Source organism: Oceanicella actignis (assembly GCF_008124525.1).
GTDB lineage: Bacteria > Pseudomonadota > Alphaproteobacteria > Rhodobacterales > Rhodobacteraceae > Oceanicella > Oceanicella actignis.
Genome location: NZ_VNHJ01000001.1, coordinates 251,451 through 265,537, shown reverse-complemented (window position 1 = coordinate 265,537; position 14,087 = coordinate 251,451). Strand labels below are relative to the sequence as shown.

Sequence of the window (14,087 nt, the reverse complement as noted above, 5' to 3'; positions counted from 1 at the left end):
CGTCTTTCTCCGTCACCGGGCCGCGCCGAGGGCGCGGGGTTTCTCGGGCGCGGCGGGATCGGTCGCCATGCGGGCCAGCATCTCGCGCGAGGCGGGGCAGCCGGCGTTGGGGTCGGGGCCGAAGCGCACCTCGGCCTCTTCCCACACCGCGTCCAGGGCCTTGAGGTCGTCGGGGTCGGTCTCGGGCTGCTCGAGAAGCTCGGCCAGCGCGTCGGGGGCGACGCGCGCGCCCGACAGCTCGACCAGCGCCGCGAAGGCCGCGGCCCACGGGCTTTCGCGCCGCTCGAGCCGCGTCTGCAGCGCCTTGAGGATATGCGCCGCGTCGGCGAGGATCTCGCGCGCCTCGGCGGCGGGGCGAAGCGACAGGAACTCGAGCAGCACCGGCAGGTGGTCGGGCAGCTCGGCCGTGACCGGCTCGAACCCGCCCGCGCGGTAGGTCTCGAGCAGCGAGACCATGGCGCCGCCGCGCGCGCGGCTTTCGCCATGGACATGCTCGAACAGGTTGAGCGAGAGCGTGCGCGTGCGGTCGAACAGCGCCACATAGGTTTCCTGCAGCGCGTAGATGTCCTCCTGCGCCAGCGCCTGCATCAGCGGGCGCAGCGCGCGCCGCGCCGCCGCGGTCAGCCGCGAGTCCGCGGCCAGCGCCGCCGCGATCTCGGGCATGGCGCGCTGCAGCTCGGGGGTGGGGTAGCTGAGCGCAAGCGAAAGGGCCTTGAGCGTGCGGTCCATCACATGACCTCCGTGGGCATCTTGAGGGGACGACGCGAGCCGCCGAACAGAGACGCCTTCGACACGCCCCCCGAGCAGCCGTTCGTGTCGGTGAAGCCGCATCCCCCGCGCAGGTCGTAGGCGTCTTCGACCTGTTCGCGATGCGTGGTGGGAATGACGAAGCGGTCCTCGTAATCGGCCAGCGCCATGATGCGATACATGTCCTCGATCTGGGCGCGCGAAAGGCCGACGCGCTCGGCCAGGGATTCGTCGTTCACCCCCTCGACCGTGCGCGCGCGCATGTAGGCGCGCATGGCCAGCATGCGCTCGAGCGCAAGCGCCACCGGCGCCTCGTCGCCCGCCGTCAGCATGTTCGCCAGGTAGCGCAGCGGAATGCGCAGCGAACGCACGTCGGGCATGGCGCCGTCGCCGCCCAGCTCGCCCGCCGCGGCGCGGTTCTGGATGGGCGAGAGCGGCGGCACATACCAGACCATGGGCAGGGTGCGGTATTCGGGATGAAGCGGGAAGGCCACCTTCCACTCCATCGCCATCTTCCACACCGGGCTGTGCCTGGCGGCCTCGATCCAGTCCTCGGGGATGCCCTCGGCGCGGGCGGCGGCGATCACCTCGGGGTCGTTCGGGTCGAGGAACACGCCCAGCTGCGCGTCGTAGAGCTCCTTCTCGGACGGGACCGCGGCGGCCTCGGCGATGGCGTCGGCGTCATAGAGCATCACGCCGATGTAGCGGATGCGCCCGACGCAGGTCTCGGAGCACACCGTCGGGTTGCCCGACTCGATGCGCGGATAGCACAGGGTGCATTTCTCGGACTTGCCGGTGGCCCAGTTGTAATAGACCTTCTTGTAGGGGCAGCCCGAGACGCACATGCGCCAGCCGCGGCATTTCTCCTGGTCGATGAGGACGATGCCGTCCTCTTCGCGCTTGTAGATCGCGCCCGAGGGGCAGGACGCGGCGCAGGCGGGGTTCAGGCAGTGCTCGCACAGCCGCGGCAGATACATCATGAAGGTGTTTTCGTATTCGCCGTAGATCTGCTTCTGCACGCCCTCGAAGTTGTAGTCCTGGCTGCGCTTCTCGAACTCGCCGCCCAGGATCTCCTCCCAGTTGGGGCCCTTCTCGATCTTCTCGATGCGCTCGCCCGTGATGGCCGAGCGCGGGCGCGCGGTGGGGAAGTGCTCCATCTCGGGGGCGGACTTGAGATGGTCGTAGTCGAAATCGAACGGCTCGTAATAGTCGTCGATCTCGGGCAGATCGGGGTTGGCGAACAGGTTCGCCAGGATCCGCCACTTGCCGCCCTGGCGCGGCCGCAGCCGCCCCGAGGCGGTGCGCACCCAGCCGCCGTTCCAGCGGTTCTGGTTCTCCCAGTCGGTGGGATAGCCGGTGCCGGGCTTGGTCTCGACGTTGTTGAACCAGGCGTATTCGACCCCCTCGCGGCTGGTCCAGACGTTCTTGCAGGTCACCGAGCAGGTGTGGCACCCGATGCACTTGTCCAGGTTCAGCACCATGCCGATTTGCGCGCGCACCTTCATTGGGCAGCCTCCTTCGAACCGATCGGGCGGTCGAGCCAGTCGACCTTGTCCATTCTCCTGACGACCACGAACTCATCCCGGTTGGCGCCGACGGTGCCGTAGTAGTTGAAGCCCCAGGACTGCTGCGCGTAGCCGCCGATCATGTGGGTGGGTTTGGGAACGGCGCGGGTGACCGAGTTGTGGATGCCCCCGCGCCGGCCGGTCCTTTGCGAGCCGGGCGTGTTCACGATCTTCTCCTGCGCGTGATACATGAAGGTCGTGCCCTCGCGGATCCGCTGCGAGACGACCGCCCGCGCCGTCAGCGCGCCGTTGGCGTTGTAGAGCTCGACCCAGTCGTTGTCGGCGATGCCGGCCTTGCGCGCGTCGGTCTCGGAGATCCAGATCACCGGCCCGCCGCGGTTGAGCGTGAGCATCAGCAGATTGTCCGAATAGGTCGAGTGGATGCCCCATTTCTGGTGCGGGGTGATGAAGTTCAGCACCAGCGCGTCGCCCGCCTCGCGCACCGCGTCGGTGACGGTCTTGAGATCGACCGGCGGGCGGTAGGACACGAAGCCCTCGCCGAAGGCGCGCATCCACAGATGGTCCTGATACAGCTGCTGGCGGCCGGTCAGCGTGCGCCAGGGGATCAGCTCGTGCACGTTGGTGTAGCCGGCGTTGTAGCAGACATGCTCGGATTCGAGCCCCGACCAGGTGGGCGAGGAGATGATCTTGCGCGGCTGCGCGGCGATGTCGCGGAAGCGGATCTTCTCCTCCTCCTTCGGGCGGGCCAGGTGGGTATGGTCGCGGCCCGTGTTCTCGGACAGCGCCGCCCAGGCCTTCACGGCGACATGGCCGTTCGTCTCGGGCGCCAGCATCAGAACCGCCTCGCAGGCGTCGATGTCGGTCTCGATCCTGGGCCGGCCCGCGGCCGGGCCCGTCTCCCATTCGCCGTTGAGCGCGCGCAGCGCCTCGACCTCTTCCTCGGTCTTCCAGCCGATGCCCTTGCCGCCGTTGCCCAGCTTGTCCAGCAGCGGGCCCAGCGCCACGAAGCGGTCGTAGACGGCGCCGTAGTCGCGCTCGACGGCGACGAAGTTGGGCGCCGTCTTGCCCGGGATCAGCGGGCATTCGCCCTTCTTCCAGTCGCGCACCTCGTCCTGCGCCAGCTCGGCCGGGGTGTCGTGCAGAAGCGGCACGGCGACCACGTCGGTCTCCTTGCCCAGGATCTCGGGCGCGACCTGCTGGAACTTGCGCGCGATGGACTTGAAGATCTCCCAGTCCGAGCGGCTCTCATAGGCCGGGTCCACCGCCGCCTGCAGCGGGTGGATGAAGGGGTGCATGTCCGAGGTGTTGAGGTCGTTCTTCTCGTACCACGAGGCGGTCGGCAGCACGATGTCGGCATAGACCGCGGTCGTGGACATGCGGAAGTCGATGCACACCAGAAGGTCCAGCTTGCCTTCGGGCGCCTTCTCGCGCCAGCGCGCCTCGACGGGCCGGTTCGCGGTTTCCGCGCCCAGGACCGAGTGATCGGCGCCCAGAAGGTGGCGCAGGAAATACTCGTGTCCCTTGCCCGACGAGCCCAGCAGGTTCGAGCGCCACACGAACAGGTTGCGCGGCCAGTTCTCGGGGGCGTCGGGGTCCTCGCAGGACATTTCGAGCTCGCCCGAGCTCAGCTTCTCGGCGACGTATTCGGCCGCCGTCTTGCCCGCCTCCCTGGCCGCGCGGCCGACCTCGAGCGGGTTGGTGCGCAGCTGCGGCGCCGAGGGCAGCCAGCCCATGCGTTCGGCGCGGATGTTGAAGTCGATCAGGCTGGCGTTCCAGTCGCCCTCGGGCGCGGTGGGCGAAAGCAGCTCGTCCGCGCGCACGGTCTCGTAGCGCCACTGGTCGGTGTGGGCGTAGAAGGCGCTGGTCGAGTTCATCTGCCGCGGCGGCCGCCCCCAGTCCAGCGCGAAGGCCACGGGCAGCCAGCCGGTCTGCGGGCGCAGCTTCTCCTGCCCCACGTAATGCGCCCAGCCGCCGCCCGACTGGCCCACGCAACCGCACATCGCCAGCATGTTGATGACGGCGCGGTAGTTCATGTCCATGTGATACCAGTGGTTCATCGCCGCGCCGATGATGACCATGGACTTGCCGCGCGTCTTTTCGGCGTTCGAGGCGAATTCGCGCGCGACGTGGATGATCTTGTCGGCCGGAACGCCGGTGATCTTCTCGGCCCAGGCGGGGGTTCCGGGAACGTCCTCGTCATACGAGGCGGCGACCCACTCGCCCCCAAGCCCGCGGTCGAGTCCGTAATTGGCGCACAGAAGGTCGAAGACCGTCGCCACCAGGGCCTCTTCGCCGTCGGCCAGGCGCACCCGCTTGACCGGGACGTTGCGCGTCAGCACGTCGGGGCGCTTGTCGCCGGTGGCGAAGAACTCGGTGGCCGCGCCGCCGAAATAGGGGAAGTCCACCCCGGCCACGTCGTCGCGGTCCTCGTCGAGGATGAAGGACATGACCGGCTCGATGGGCTTGCCGTCCGCCTGCTCCTCGAGGTTCCAGGCGCCCTTCTCGCCCCAGCGGAAGCCGATCGAGCCGTTGGGCGCCGCAAGGCCGCCCGACAGCCGGTCCCACACCAGCGTCTTCCATTCGGGGTTGTTCGTCTGGCCCAGCGCGCCGTCGATGTCGGCCGCGCGCAGGAAGCGGCCCGGCGTCAGGCGCCCGTCGCGCCTGTCAAGGCGCACCAGCATGGGCATGTCGGTGAAGCGGCGGCAGTATTCCTCGAAATACTCGGCCTGCCGGTCCAGGTGGAACTCGCGCAGGATGACGTGGCCGAAGGCCATGCCCAGCGCGGCGTCCGTGCCCTGCTTCACGTTCAGCCACACATCGCCGAACTTGGCCGCCTCGGAATAGTCGGGGCAGATGACGGCGGACTTGGCGCCGCGATAGCGCGCCTCGGTGTAGAAATGGGCGTCGGGCGTGCGCGTCTGCGGCACGTTCGAGCCCCACAGGATCAGATAGCCGGCGTTGTACCAGTCGGCCGACTCGGGCACGTCGGTCTGCTCGCCCCAGGTCATGGGGCTGGAGGGCGGCAGGTCGCAATACCAGTCGTAGAAGGACATGCACACGCCGCCCAGCAGCGACAGGTAGCGCGAGCCCGCCGCGTAGCTGATCATCGACATGGCCGGGATGGGCGAGAAGCCGAAGATGCGGTCGGGGCCGTAGCGGCGCACGGTGTAGGCGTTGGCGGCGGCGACGATCTCGGTCGCCTCGTCCCAGCTGGCGCGCACGAAGCCGCCCTTGCCGCGGGCCTTGACGTAGTCGGCGCGCAGCAGCGGGTCCTCCTGGATCGCGGTCCAGGCCTCGATGGGGCTCTTGGTTTCGCGCAGGCGCCGCCAGGTCTTCATCAGCCGGCCGCGCACCAGCGGGTGCTTCACCCGGTTGGCCGAGTAGAGATACCAGCTGTAGGAGGCGCCGCGCGCGCAGCCGCGCGGCTCGTGATTGGGCAGGTCGGGGCGGGTGCGCGGATAGTCGGTCTGCTGCGTCTCCCAGGTGACGATGCCCGACTTGACGTAGATCTTCCAGCTGCACGAACCGGTGCAGTTCACGCCGTGGGTCGAGCGCACGATCTTGTCGTGCCGCCAGCGGTTTCTGTAGGTGTCCTCCCAGTCGCGGCTTTCGCGCGTGACCTGGCCATGACCGTCGGCGAAGGTCTCGACCGCCTTGGGTTCGAGGAAGTTCAGTCGGTCCAGAAGATGGCTCATCGGACGGCTCCGTTTGCTAGGGCGTTCGAGGGGCCGCGCGGCGCGGGCCGCGCGGCGTATCGGGCGGCTGCGCTCAGGGATTGGCGACGTAGGCGCCGCGGCGCAGGTAGAACCACCAGTTCAGCGCGATGCAGATCATGTAGAAGACGGCCAGCCCGTAGAGCGCGTTCTCGGGCGTGCCGGCCTTGATCTGCTCGCCGATCACCTGGGGGATGATGAAGGCGCCGTAGGCGGCCACCGCCGAGGTCCAGCCCAGCACGGGGCCGCGGCGCTCGCGCTCGAAGATCACGGCGATGGTGCGGAAGGTGGACCCGTTGCCGATGCCCGTGGCGGTGAACAGCGTCAGGAACAGCAGCATGAAGGGCAGGAAGTAGTCCTGCGGCGTGGCCGAGGCGTAGGCCAGGTTCAGCACCCACGCCACGCCGAGCGCCGAGATCACCATCACCACCGAGATGATCTGCGTCACCTTCGCGCCGCCGGCGCGGTCGGCCCAGATCCCGCCCACCGGCCGGATCAGCGCGCCGATGAACGGTCCCATCCAAGCATACATCAGCGCCGAGGGACCGGCGGGGTTGACCGTGTCATGGGTCATGACGCCGTCGACCATGATGTGCTGGAAGCCGAACACCACCTTGATGGCCAGCGCGAAGGCGGCCGAGTAGCCGATGAACGAGCCGAAGGTCATGGTGTAGATGACCGTCATCGACCAGGTGTGCTTGTCGCGGAAGATGCCGTATTGGCGCGACAGGCTGCGCCCGACCTCGCCGGGGATCATGCGCAGCGCCCCCACCGTCAGCGCGATGACCAGGGGCAGCGCGATCCATTTCGAGACCATCAGCCCCGAGCCGCCGACATTCGCCGGCAGCATCAGCCACAGCCCGAAGGCGGCCGTCGCCAGGCCCACCGCCAGCATCCCGGTCAGCACCGCGAAGGCGACCGGCGGGGCGGGCGGCTCGGGGGTGACGTGCTCGTCGCGGATGTTGTTCATGCCCAGCCAGGTGGCGAAGGCCAGCGGAACCAGCGGGATCAGCCACACATAGCCGGCGTTCATGATCCAGGTCTCGGTCCCGGCGGGGATCTTGCCGATCAGCGTGCCCGAGGGCGCCTGCAGCGTCATCGGATGCGCGCCCAGCGCCGGCGCGAACAGCGCCGCGGTCATGGCCAGCGGCACCAGGATCTGCATCGTCGTGACGCCGAAATTGCCCAGCCCCGCATTCATGCCCAGCGCGTAGCCCTGGATGCGCTTGGGATAGAAGAAGCTGATGTTGGACATGGACGAGGCGAAGTTGCCGCCGCCGATGCCCGACAGAAGCGCAAGGATCTGGAACACCCACAGCGGCGTGTCCGGGTTCTGCAGCGCCAGACCCGCGCCGAAGGCCGGGATCATCAAGAGCGAGGTCGTCCAGAAGATCGTGTTGCGCCCGCCCGCAAGGCGGATGAAGAAGGTCTCGGGGATGCGCAGCGTGGCGCCCGACAGGCCGGCGATGGCCGACAGGGTGAACAGCTCGGCCTTGGTGAAGGGATAGCCAAGGTTGATCATCTGCACCGTGATCACGCCCCAGCACAGCCACACCGCGAAGGACACGAGCAGCGCGGGGATCGAGATCCACAGATTGCGGCGCGCAACCCCCTTGCCCCAGCTTTCCCACTGTTCCGGGTCCTCGGGGTTCCAGCCGACAAGATCCTTTGCCATGGTTGGTTTCCTTGTTCGTTCTTGCGAGGGGGCGGCGGGCGCGCCGGGCGCCCGCCGCGTCGGGCCTCAGCCGCGGGCGCCGGCGCCGGGCTCGGCGGGAACGGGCGCCTCGGGCACGTCGGACAGGAAGGTCTCCTGCGCCAGGGCGGGATGGCGGGCGCGCTCCATGCGGCGGATGGCGACGTGCATCCACACCGTCGAGACGGCGACCAGCGCGAAGAGCAGCATGTAGGGCGCGGTCCAGACCCCCGTCAGGTCAAGCAGCGCGCCGAAGGCGATCGGCAGGAAGAAGCCCCCGAGGCCGCCGATCATGCCCACCAGGCCGCCGACCGCGCCCACATGGTTGGGGTAGTAGACGGGGATGTGCTTGTAGACCGCCGCCTTGCCCAGGCTCATCAGAAAGCCCAGGACCACGGTGATGGCCACGAAGACCTCGACGCTCAGCCCGAATTCGAAGGCGATCGGGCCGTGGATGCCGTCGATCACGTAGCGCGTGCGCGGATAGCTCATCACGAACAGGCAGGCCAGCGAGCCGATGAAGGTCAGATACATCACCGCCCGCGCGCCCCACTTGTCGGACATCCACCCGCCAAGCGCGCGAAAGACCGAGCCGGGCATCGAATAGAGCCCCGCGAAGACGCCCGCCGTGGTCAGCGGCAGCCCATAGGCGCCGACGTAGTAGCGCGGCAGGAAGCTGGCCAGCGCCACGAAGCCGCCGAAGACGAAGAAGTAGTAGGTCGCGAAGCGCCAGACCTGGATGTTCTTCAGCGGCGCCAGCTGCTGCGCCGTCGAGACCGGGCCAAGCCCCTGCGCCTTGCGCCGCTCGTGCTCGGGGTCGGTCGTGGCCAGGAGGTAGAACAGCACGGCCGTGATCGCCAGCGCGACCGCATAGACCCGCGCCGTGCCCTGCCAGCCCAGCGAGACCACTAGGAACGGCGCCACGAAGTTCGTCACCGCCGCGCCCACATTGCCCGCGCCGAAGATGCCCAGCGCGGTGCCCTGGCGCTCGCGCTCGTACCAGCGCGAGACATAGGCGACGCCGATGATGAACGAGCCGCCCGCAAGCCCCACGCCCAGCGCCGCCAGCAGGAACACCTCGTAGGTGTGCACGCTGGTCAGCAGCCACACGCACACGGCGGTGATCAGCATCTGCAGCGGGAACATGACGCGGCCGCCGAACTGCTCGGTCCACACGCCCAGAAAGATGCGGCTGATCGAGCCGGTCAGCACCGGCGTCGCCACCAGAAGGCCGAACTGGGTGTCGCTCAGCCCCAGCTCCTGCTTGATGCGCACGCCGATGATCGAAAAGATCGTCCATACGGCGAAGCACACGGTGAAGGCGAAGGTGCTCAGCGCCAGCGCCCGGTTCTGATCGGCGCGCGTGACGCCCTCCAAGGCGTTCATGATCGTCCCTCCACGACGTTGACCGCGGCCCGAGAGCGGCCGCCTGGGGCCGGTTTTGCGGGGCCGCGTCGCGGCGGGGCTTGATCTGGATCAGGCCCGAGGGCGCGCGCCGACGAAATAAAGGTTTCGGCGCGAAACGGCAGGCGCGCCGTCGCGCCGGGTCAATGCCCTGCGGCGAATTTGCCGCAGGCACGATTGACAAATGTCAAGCGATCTGCCACCACGGCCGCAAATCGCCCCAGCAGGAGCCGGCGCCATGCCCGAGTCGCTTCACCCAGACGTGCGCGCCCTGCCGCTGTTCTCGCAGATCGCCGAGGACAGCTTTCAGGCGCTCATGCGCGGCGCCTACGTCCAGAACTTCCCGCCCCATGTGGAGCTGATCGTCGAGGGCGAGACGAGCGACTTCCTGCACATCCTGCTGTCTGGAACGGTCGAGCTCTTCGCCCGCTGGAACCGGCGCGAGACGACCATGGCGCTGGTGCGGCCGGTCTCGACCTTCATCCTCGCCGCGACGGTCAAGGACGCGCCCTACCTGATGTCGGCGCGCACGGTCGACAAGTGCCGAATCGCCATGATCCCCAGCCAGGATGTGCGCGAAGTGTTCGATCAGGACGCCGTCTTCGCGCGCGCGGTCGTGACCGAGCTGGCGCAGTGCTATCGCGCGGTGATCCGGGCGCAAAAGGATCTGAAGCTGCGCAGCTCGCTCGAGCGGCTGGCGAACTTCCTGCTGCGCCGCCAGCGCGGCTGCGGCGGCGCGGCGGAATTCGAGCTGGGGATGGAAAAGCGCAAGCTGGCCCATCTTCTGGGCATGACGCCCGAGAATCTGAGCCGCGCCTTCCGCGCGCTCGCCCCCTACGGCGTGCGCGTCGAGGGCGAGCGCATCGCCATCGACGACCAGCCCGCGCTCGTGCGCTTCGCCAAGCCCGATCCGCTGATCGACGCCCCCGACGCCTGAGACGCGCTCAGCCTTCCAGCGCCTTGTGGCTGCCGTCGCAGAAGGGCGGGCGCGAGGTGCGCTTGCAGGTGCAGAAGAACTTCGCGCCGTCGGCCTTCGCCTCCCACTTCACGGGCGCGAAGCCGGTTCCCTTGTGGCTGCCGTCGCAAAAGGGCTGGTTGCGCGACAGCCCGCAGGCGCACCAGAAATAGGTCTTTCCCGCCTTGACCTCGACGCTGACGGGCTCGCGCCCCGCGGCCTTGGGTTCTTGCATCGGCATCCTTCCTTCGCCTTGCGCCTTGCGCGGGGTCCTGCGTCCGGCATGTTGCCAAGCCGCGCGCCCCGCGCCATCCTGCCGACAAAACTTAACCGGGAGGAAAACATGCTCAAGACATTCCTTTGCGGCGCCGCGGCGGCGCTGGCGCTGGGCGGGGCGGCCATGGCCGAGCCCGCGCACAAGATGCGCATCTCGCTTCAGCTGCCGCTGACCAGCCATCTGGGCGAGAACCTGCTTCTGTTCGAGAAGGAGGTCGAAGCGCGCACCGGCGGCGCGGTGGATGTCGAGATCTACGACAGCGCGACCCTCTACAAGGACAAGGAGGTGCCGGCCGCCGTCGGCTCGGGCGCGATCGAGGCGGGCGTGGCCTCGTTGACGCGCTATGTGGGCGACGCGCCGGTGGTGGACGTGTTCTACATGCCCTTCCTCTTCAACAGCGAAGAGAAGGTGCGCGCCGCGGTGGCCAAGGGCTCGCCCGTGCGCACGATCATCGAGGAAGAGGTGGCCAGGACCGGCGGCCAGATCCTTTACTGGCAGGCCTATGGCGGCGCGATCATGCTGTCCAAGGGAACGCCCATCAAGCGGCCCGAGGATCTGAAGGGCAAGAAGGTGCGCGTCTTCGGCAAGACGCTGGGCGATTTCGTCAAGGCGGCGGGCGGCGCGCCGACGCTGATCTCGGGCTCGGAGCAGTATCTGGCCTATCAGCGCGGCACGGTGGATGTGGGCATGACCGGCATCTCGGGCGTCAAGTCGCGCAAGCTGTGGGAGGTGATGGACACGGTCACCGTCACCAACCACGCCGACATCGAGTTCGTGGTGGTGGTCAACACCCAGTGGTGGAACGCCCTGCCCCCCGAGATCCAGGCCCGGATCCGCGAGGCCGCCGACGTGGCCGAGCGCACCGTGCGCGACCGCATGTCCCAGATCGAGGCCGACGCCTACGCCGCCGCGCGCGAGCACGGGATGAACATCGTCGAGCTGGACGAGGCCGACGTCGCCGCCTGGAAGGCGGTGGCCAAGCCGGTCTACGACGCCTTCCTGGCCGCCGCCGGCGAGGCGGGCGCCAAGGTGCTTGCGGCGGTCGGGCACGACGGCTGACCCGACGGCGCATCGCGCGGGCGGCGGCCGTCGCCCGCGTTCCCTTTCCGCTCGGAAGCTCTGCATGCAATTGATCGATCACGTCTCGCGCGGCGCGGCCGCGCTGGGGGCCTGGCTGATGGTCGCCGCGGGCGCGATGCTGACCTACGAGGTCGTGGCGCGCTACTTTTTCGTGCGCCCCACCATCTGGGCCGCCGAGCTGAGCCAGCTGTGCCTCATCTGGGGCTGCCTGATGGCGATGGCGGGCGTGCTGCGCGCGCGCCGCCACGTCACCGTCAACGCGCTGACCGACCTTCTGCCCCTGCCCGCGCAAAGGCTGTGCGCGGCGGCGGCGCTGGTCTGCGTGATCGCGTTCTCGGCGATCGTGGCGTGGTGGGGCTGGCAGATCTTTCACGACAGCCTCGTGCGCGGGCGCACGACGGGTTCGCTTCTGGATCTGCCGTCCTGGGTGGCCGAGCTGCCCGTGCCGCTGGGATTTGCGCTGCTGGCGCTGCAGGCGGCGGCCGATCTGGCGCGGCTGCCGCGCGATCCCGCCCCGGGTCTGGGGAGCGCGCAGGAATGACGGTTCTGCTCATCCTGGGCGCGCTTTTCGCCCTTTTGCTGATCGGCGTGCCCGTGGCCTTCGCGCTGGGCGGCGTCGGGCTGGGAATGCTGATCGCCGGCGGGCTGTCGCCCCTGATGGCGCCGCAGGCGATCCTTTCGACGCTGGACGGCTTCATCCTGCTGGCGGTGCCGCTGTTTCTTCTGATGTCGAACGTGCTGCTGCATGGCGGCGTGGGGCGCGACCTGTTCGCGGCGGTTCAGTCCTGGGTCGGGCACTGGCCCGGCGGGCTGGCGGTGGCCACCATCATCAGCTGCGCGATGTTCGCGGCGATCTCGGGCTCGTCCGTGGCCACGGCCGCCACCATCGGCACGGTCGCCATCCCCGAAATGCTGTCGCGCGGACATGACAGGCGCTTCGTCTACGGGCTGCTGGCGGCGGGCGGCACGCTGGGCATCCTGATTCCGCCCTCGATCCCGATGATCGTCTACGGCTTCGTCACCGAGCAGTCGGTGATCGCGCTGTTCCTGGGCGGCATCGGGCCGGGGCTGACGCTGGTGACGCTGTTCATCCTCTACGCCATGCTGCATGCGCGCATGACGTCCGGCGCGCGGCTCGAGCGCGCAAGCTGGGCCGAGCGGGCCGCCGCCACGCGGCGCGTGCTGCCGGCGCTGGCGCTGGCGGCGCTGATGGTCGGCGGGCTTTACGCCGGCGCCTTCACGCCCACCGAGGCGGCGGCCATCGGCTTCGCCGCGGCGCTGGCCATCACCACGCTGTGGTCGCGCTCGCTGAGCTGGTCGGGGTTCCTGGCGGCGGTGCGCGATTCGGCCGTCACCACTACCGCCATCCTGCTGATCGTCGCGGGGGCCAAGATCTTCGGCAAGGCCATCGCGCTCTACCGTCTGCCGCAAGAGATCTCGGCCCTGATCGCGGCCAACATCGACGGGCCGGCCATGTTCCTGCTGGCGGTCTCGGCGGTGCTGCTGCTGATGGGGCTGGTGTTCGAGGCGCTGTCGATGATCCTGATCATGACGCCGGTTCTGCTGCCGGCGGCGATGCGGCTGGGCTTCGATCCGGTGTGGTTCGGCATCTACATGGTGGTGATGGTGGAATGCGCGCTCATCACGCCGCCGGTGGGGCTGAACCTTTACGTCATCCAGTCGGTGGCGCGCGCGCGCCTGGCCGAAGTGGCGCGCGGCGTGCTGCCGTTCCTGGCGCTGATGCTGGCGACGGTGGCGATCATGCGCGCCGCGCCAGATCTGGTTCTCTACATTCCGTTCAAATGGTGATCCGATGAACAAGGCCGACCGGCTGCGCGCGCTGCTCGCGCAGGACACATGCCACCTCATGCCCTGCTGCTTCGACGCGCTGTCGGGCAAGCTGATCGCGCAGGAGGGATACGCGCTGACCTTCATGTCCGGCTTCGCCGCCTCGGCCAGCCGCATCGGCGCGCCCGATCTGGGGCTGATGAGCTACGCCGAGGTCCTCGACCAGGCCCGCAACATCGCCGAGGCCGTGGACATTCCGCTGATCGCCGACGGCGACACGGGCTACGGCAACGCGATGAACGTGCGCCGCACGGTGCGCGGCTTCGCGCGGGCGGGCTGCGCGGCGGTGATGATCGAGGACCAGCTGGCCCCCAAGCGCTGCGGCCACACGCCCGGCAAGGCCGTCGTGCCGCGCGACGAGGCCTTCGACCGCATCCGCGCCGCGGCCGACGCGCGCGCGGCGCTGCGCGACGAGGGGCTCGACATCCTGATCCTGGCGCGCACCGACGCGCGTCACGAGCACGGCCTTGACGAGGCCATCGCCCGCGCCGCGCGCTTCGCCGAGCTGGGCGCCGACATCCTGTTCGTCGAGGCGCCGCGCAGCGAAGAGGAAATGCGCCGCATCTGCGCCGAGCTGCCCGGCCCCAAGATGGCGAACATCGTCGAGGGCGGCCAGACCCCCGACCTGCCGCTCGCGACGCTGCGCGAGATCGGCTTCTCGATCGCGGCCTATCCGCTTTCGCTCATGGCGGCGGCGATGCAGGCCATGGTGACGACGCTGCGCGCCATGCGCGAGGATCGCCGCCCGGGGCTGATGGATTTCGCCGAACTGCGCCGGCGCGTCGGCTTCGACGACTACTACCGCATCTCCGAGGCCTACGCCTCGTCCCGGCGCGGCTGAACG

The 14,087-nt window shown here is 69.0% G+C and carries 11 protein-coding genes; 5 read left to right on the top strand and 6 right to left on the bottom strand.

Features of this window, described 5'->3' with window-relative positions; genetic code table 11:
* Positions 1–12: 12 nt before the first annotated feature.
* The 5 genes from narJ to LY05_RS01150 form a co-directional block, all read right to left on the bottom strand.
* On the bottom strand, positions 13–729 hold the full coding sequence (gene narJ, locus LY05_RS01170; RefSeq protein WP_148921801.1) for a nitrate reductase molybdenum cofactor assembly chaperone: 717 nt from the start codon (positions 727–729) through the stop codon (positions 13–15).
* Positions 729–2,252 carry a nitrate reductase subunit beta gene (gene narH, locus LY05_RS01165; protein WP_148921800.1) on the bottom strand — a complete coding sequence of 508 codons (1,524 nt, stop codon included), beginning with the start codon at positions 2,250–2,252 and terminating at the stop codon, positions 729–731. The genes narJ and narH overlap by 1 nt, the downstream gene beginning before the upstream one ends.
* Complete coding sequence (locus LY05_RS01160; protein ID WP_148921799.1) at positions 2,249–5,968, bottom strand: nitrate reductase subunit alpha; 3,720 nt, start codon at positions 5,966–5,968, stop codon at positions 2,249–2,251. The genes narH and LY05_RS01160 overlap by 4 nt, the downstream gene beginning before the upstream one ends.
* Positions 5,969–6,041: 73 nt before the next feature.
* Complete coding sequence (locus LY05_RS01155) at positions 6,042–7,661, bottom strand: MFS transporter (protein ID WP_148921798.1); 1,620 nt, start codon at positions 7,659–7,661, stop codon at positions 6,042–6,044.
* A gap of 66 nt (positions 7,662–7,727) precedes the next feature.
* Entirely contained in the window at positions 7,728–9,065 is a 1,338-nt protein-coding gene (locus LY05_RS01150; protein ID WP_148921797.1) for an MFS transporter, read from the bottom strand.
* 256 nt (positions 9,066–9,321) lie between these two features.
* Between LY05_RS01150 and LY05_RS01145 the strand changes: the two genes are divergently transcribed.
* Positions 9,322–10,020: a cyclic nucleotide-binding domain-containing protein gene (locus LY05_RS01145; protein WP_148921796.1), complete on the top strand. Its 699-nt coding sequence runs from the start codon at positions 9,322–9,324 to the stop codon at positions 10,018–10,020.
* A gap of 7 nt (positions 10,021–10,027) precedes the next feature.
* On the opposite strand, the gene LY05_RS01140 is transcribed toward LY05_RS01145, so the two are convergent.
* Entirely contained in the window at positions 10,028–10,273 is a 246-nt protein-coding gene (locus LY05_RS01140; RefSeq protein ID WP_072746334.1) for a CDGSH iron-sulfur domain-containing protein, read from the bottom strand.
* A gap of 108 nt (positions 10,274–10,381) precedes the next feature.
* Here LY05_RS01140 and LY05_RS01135 point away from each other — a divergent pair, with 108 nt between their 5' ends.
* The 4 genes from LY05_RS01135 (at position 10,382) to LY05_RS01120 (ending at position 14,084) form a co-directional block, all read left to right on the top strand.
* Positions 10,382–11,374 (top strand): TRAP transporter substrate-binding protein, encoded by a 993-nt coding sequence (locus tag LY05_RS01135; RefSeq protein WP_148921795.1) that lies wholly within the window; start codon positions 10,382–10,384, stop codon positions 11,372–11,374.
* 64 nt (positions 11,375–11,438) lie between these two features.
* Positions 11,439–11,936, top strand: a complete 498-nt coding sequence (locus LY05_RS01130) for a TRAP transporter small permease (RefSeq protein WP_170258719.1) — start codon at positions 11,439–11,441, stop codon at positions 11,934–11,936.
* Complete coding sequence (locus LY05_RS01125; RefSeq protein WP_072746337.1) at positions 11,933–13,204, top strand: TRAP transporter large permease; 1,272 nt, start codon at positions 11,933–11,935, stop codon at positions 13,202–13,204. Before LY05_RS01130 ends, LY05_RS01125 begins: the two co-directional genes overlap by 4 nt.
* A 4-nt stretch (positions 13,205–13,208) precedes the next feature.
* Entirely contained in the window at positions 13,209–14,084 is an 876-nt protein-coding gene (locus LY05_RS01120) for an isocitrate lyase/PEP mutase family protein (RefSeq protein ID WP_072746338.1), read from the top strand.
* Positions 14,085–14,087: the final 3 nt, after the last annotated feature.

Coding starts and splice junctions, on each gene's coding strand:
- LY05_RS01125 (WP_072746337.1), top strand. CDS start 11,933: ATGACGGTTCTGCTCATCCTGGGCGCGCTTTTCGCCCTTTTGCTGATC.
- LY05_RS01150 (WP_148921797.1), bottom strand. CDS start 9,065: ATGAACGCCTTGGAGGGCGTCACGCGCGCCGATCAGAACCGGGCGCTG.
- LY05_RS01130 (WP_170258719.1), top strand. CDS start 11,439: ATGCAATTGATCGATCACGTCTCGCGCGGCGCGGCCGCGCTGGGGGCC.
- LY05_RS01145 (WP_148921796.1), top strand. CDS start 9,322: ATGCCCGAGTCGCTTCACCCAGACGTGCGCGCCCTGCCGCTGTTCTCG.
- LY05_RS01135 (WP_148921795.1), top strand. CDS start 10,382: ATGCTCAAGACATTCCTTTGCGGCGCCGCGGCGGCGCTGGCGCTGGGC.
- narH (WP_148921800.1), bottom strand. CDS start 2,252: ATGAAGGTGCGCGCGCAAATCGGCATGGTGCTGAACCTGGACAAGTGC.
- narJ (WP_148921801.1), bottom strand. CDS start 729: ATGGACCGCACGCTCAAGGCCCTTTCGCTTGCGCTCAGCTACCCCACC.
- LY05_RS01140 (WP_072746334.1), bottom strand. CDS start 10,273: ATGCAAGAACCCAAGGCCGCGGGGCGCGAGCCCGTCAGCGTCGAGGTC.
- LY05_RS01160 (WP_148921799.1), bottom strand. CDS start 5,968: ATGAGCCATCTTCTGGACCGACTGAACTTCCTCGAACCCAAGGCGGTC.
- LY05_RS01155 (WP_148921798.1), bottom strand. CDS start 7,661: ATGGCAAAGGATCTTGTCGGCTGGAACCCCGAGGACCCGGAACAGTGG.
- LY05_RS01120 (WP_072746338.1), top strand. CDS start 13,209: ATGAACAAGGCCGACCGGCTGCGCGCGCTGCTCGCGCAGGACACATGC.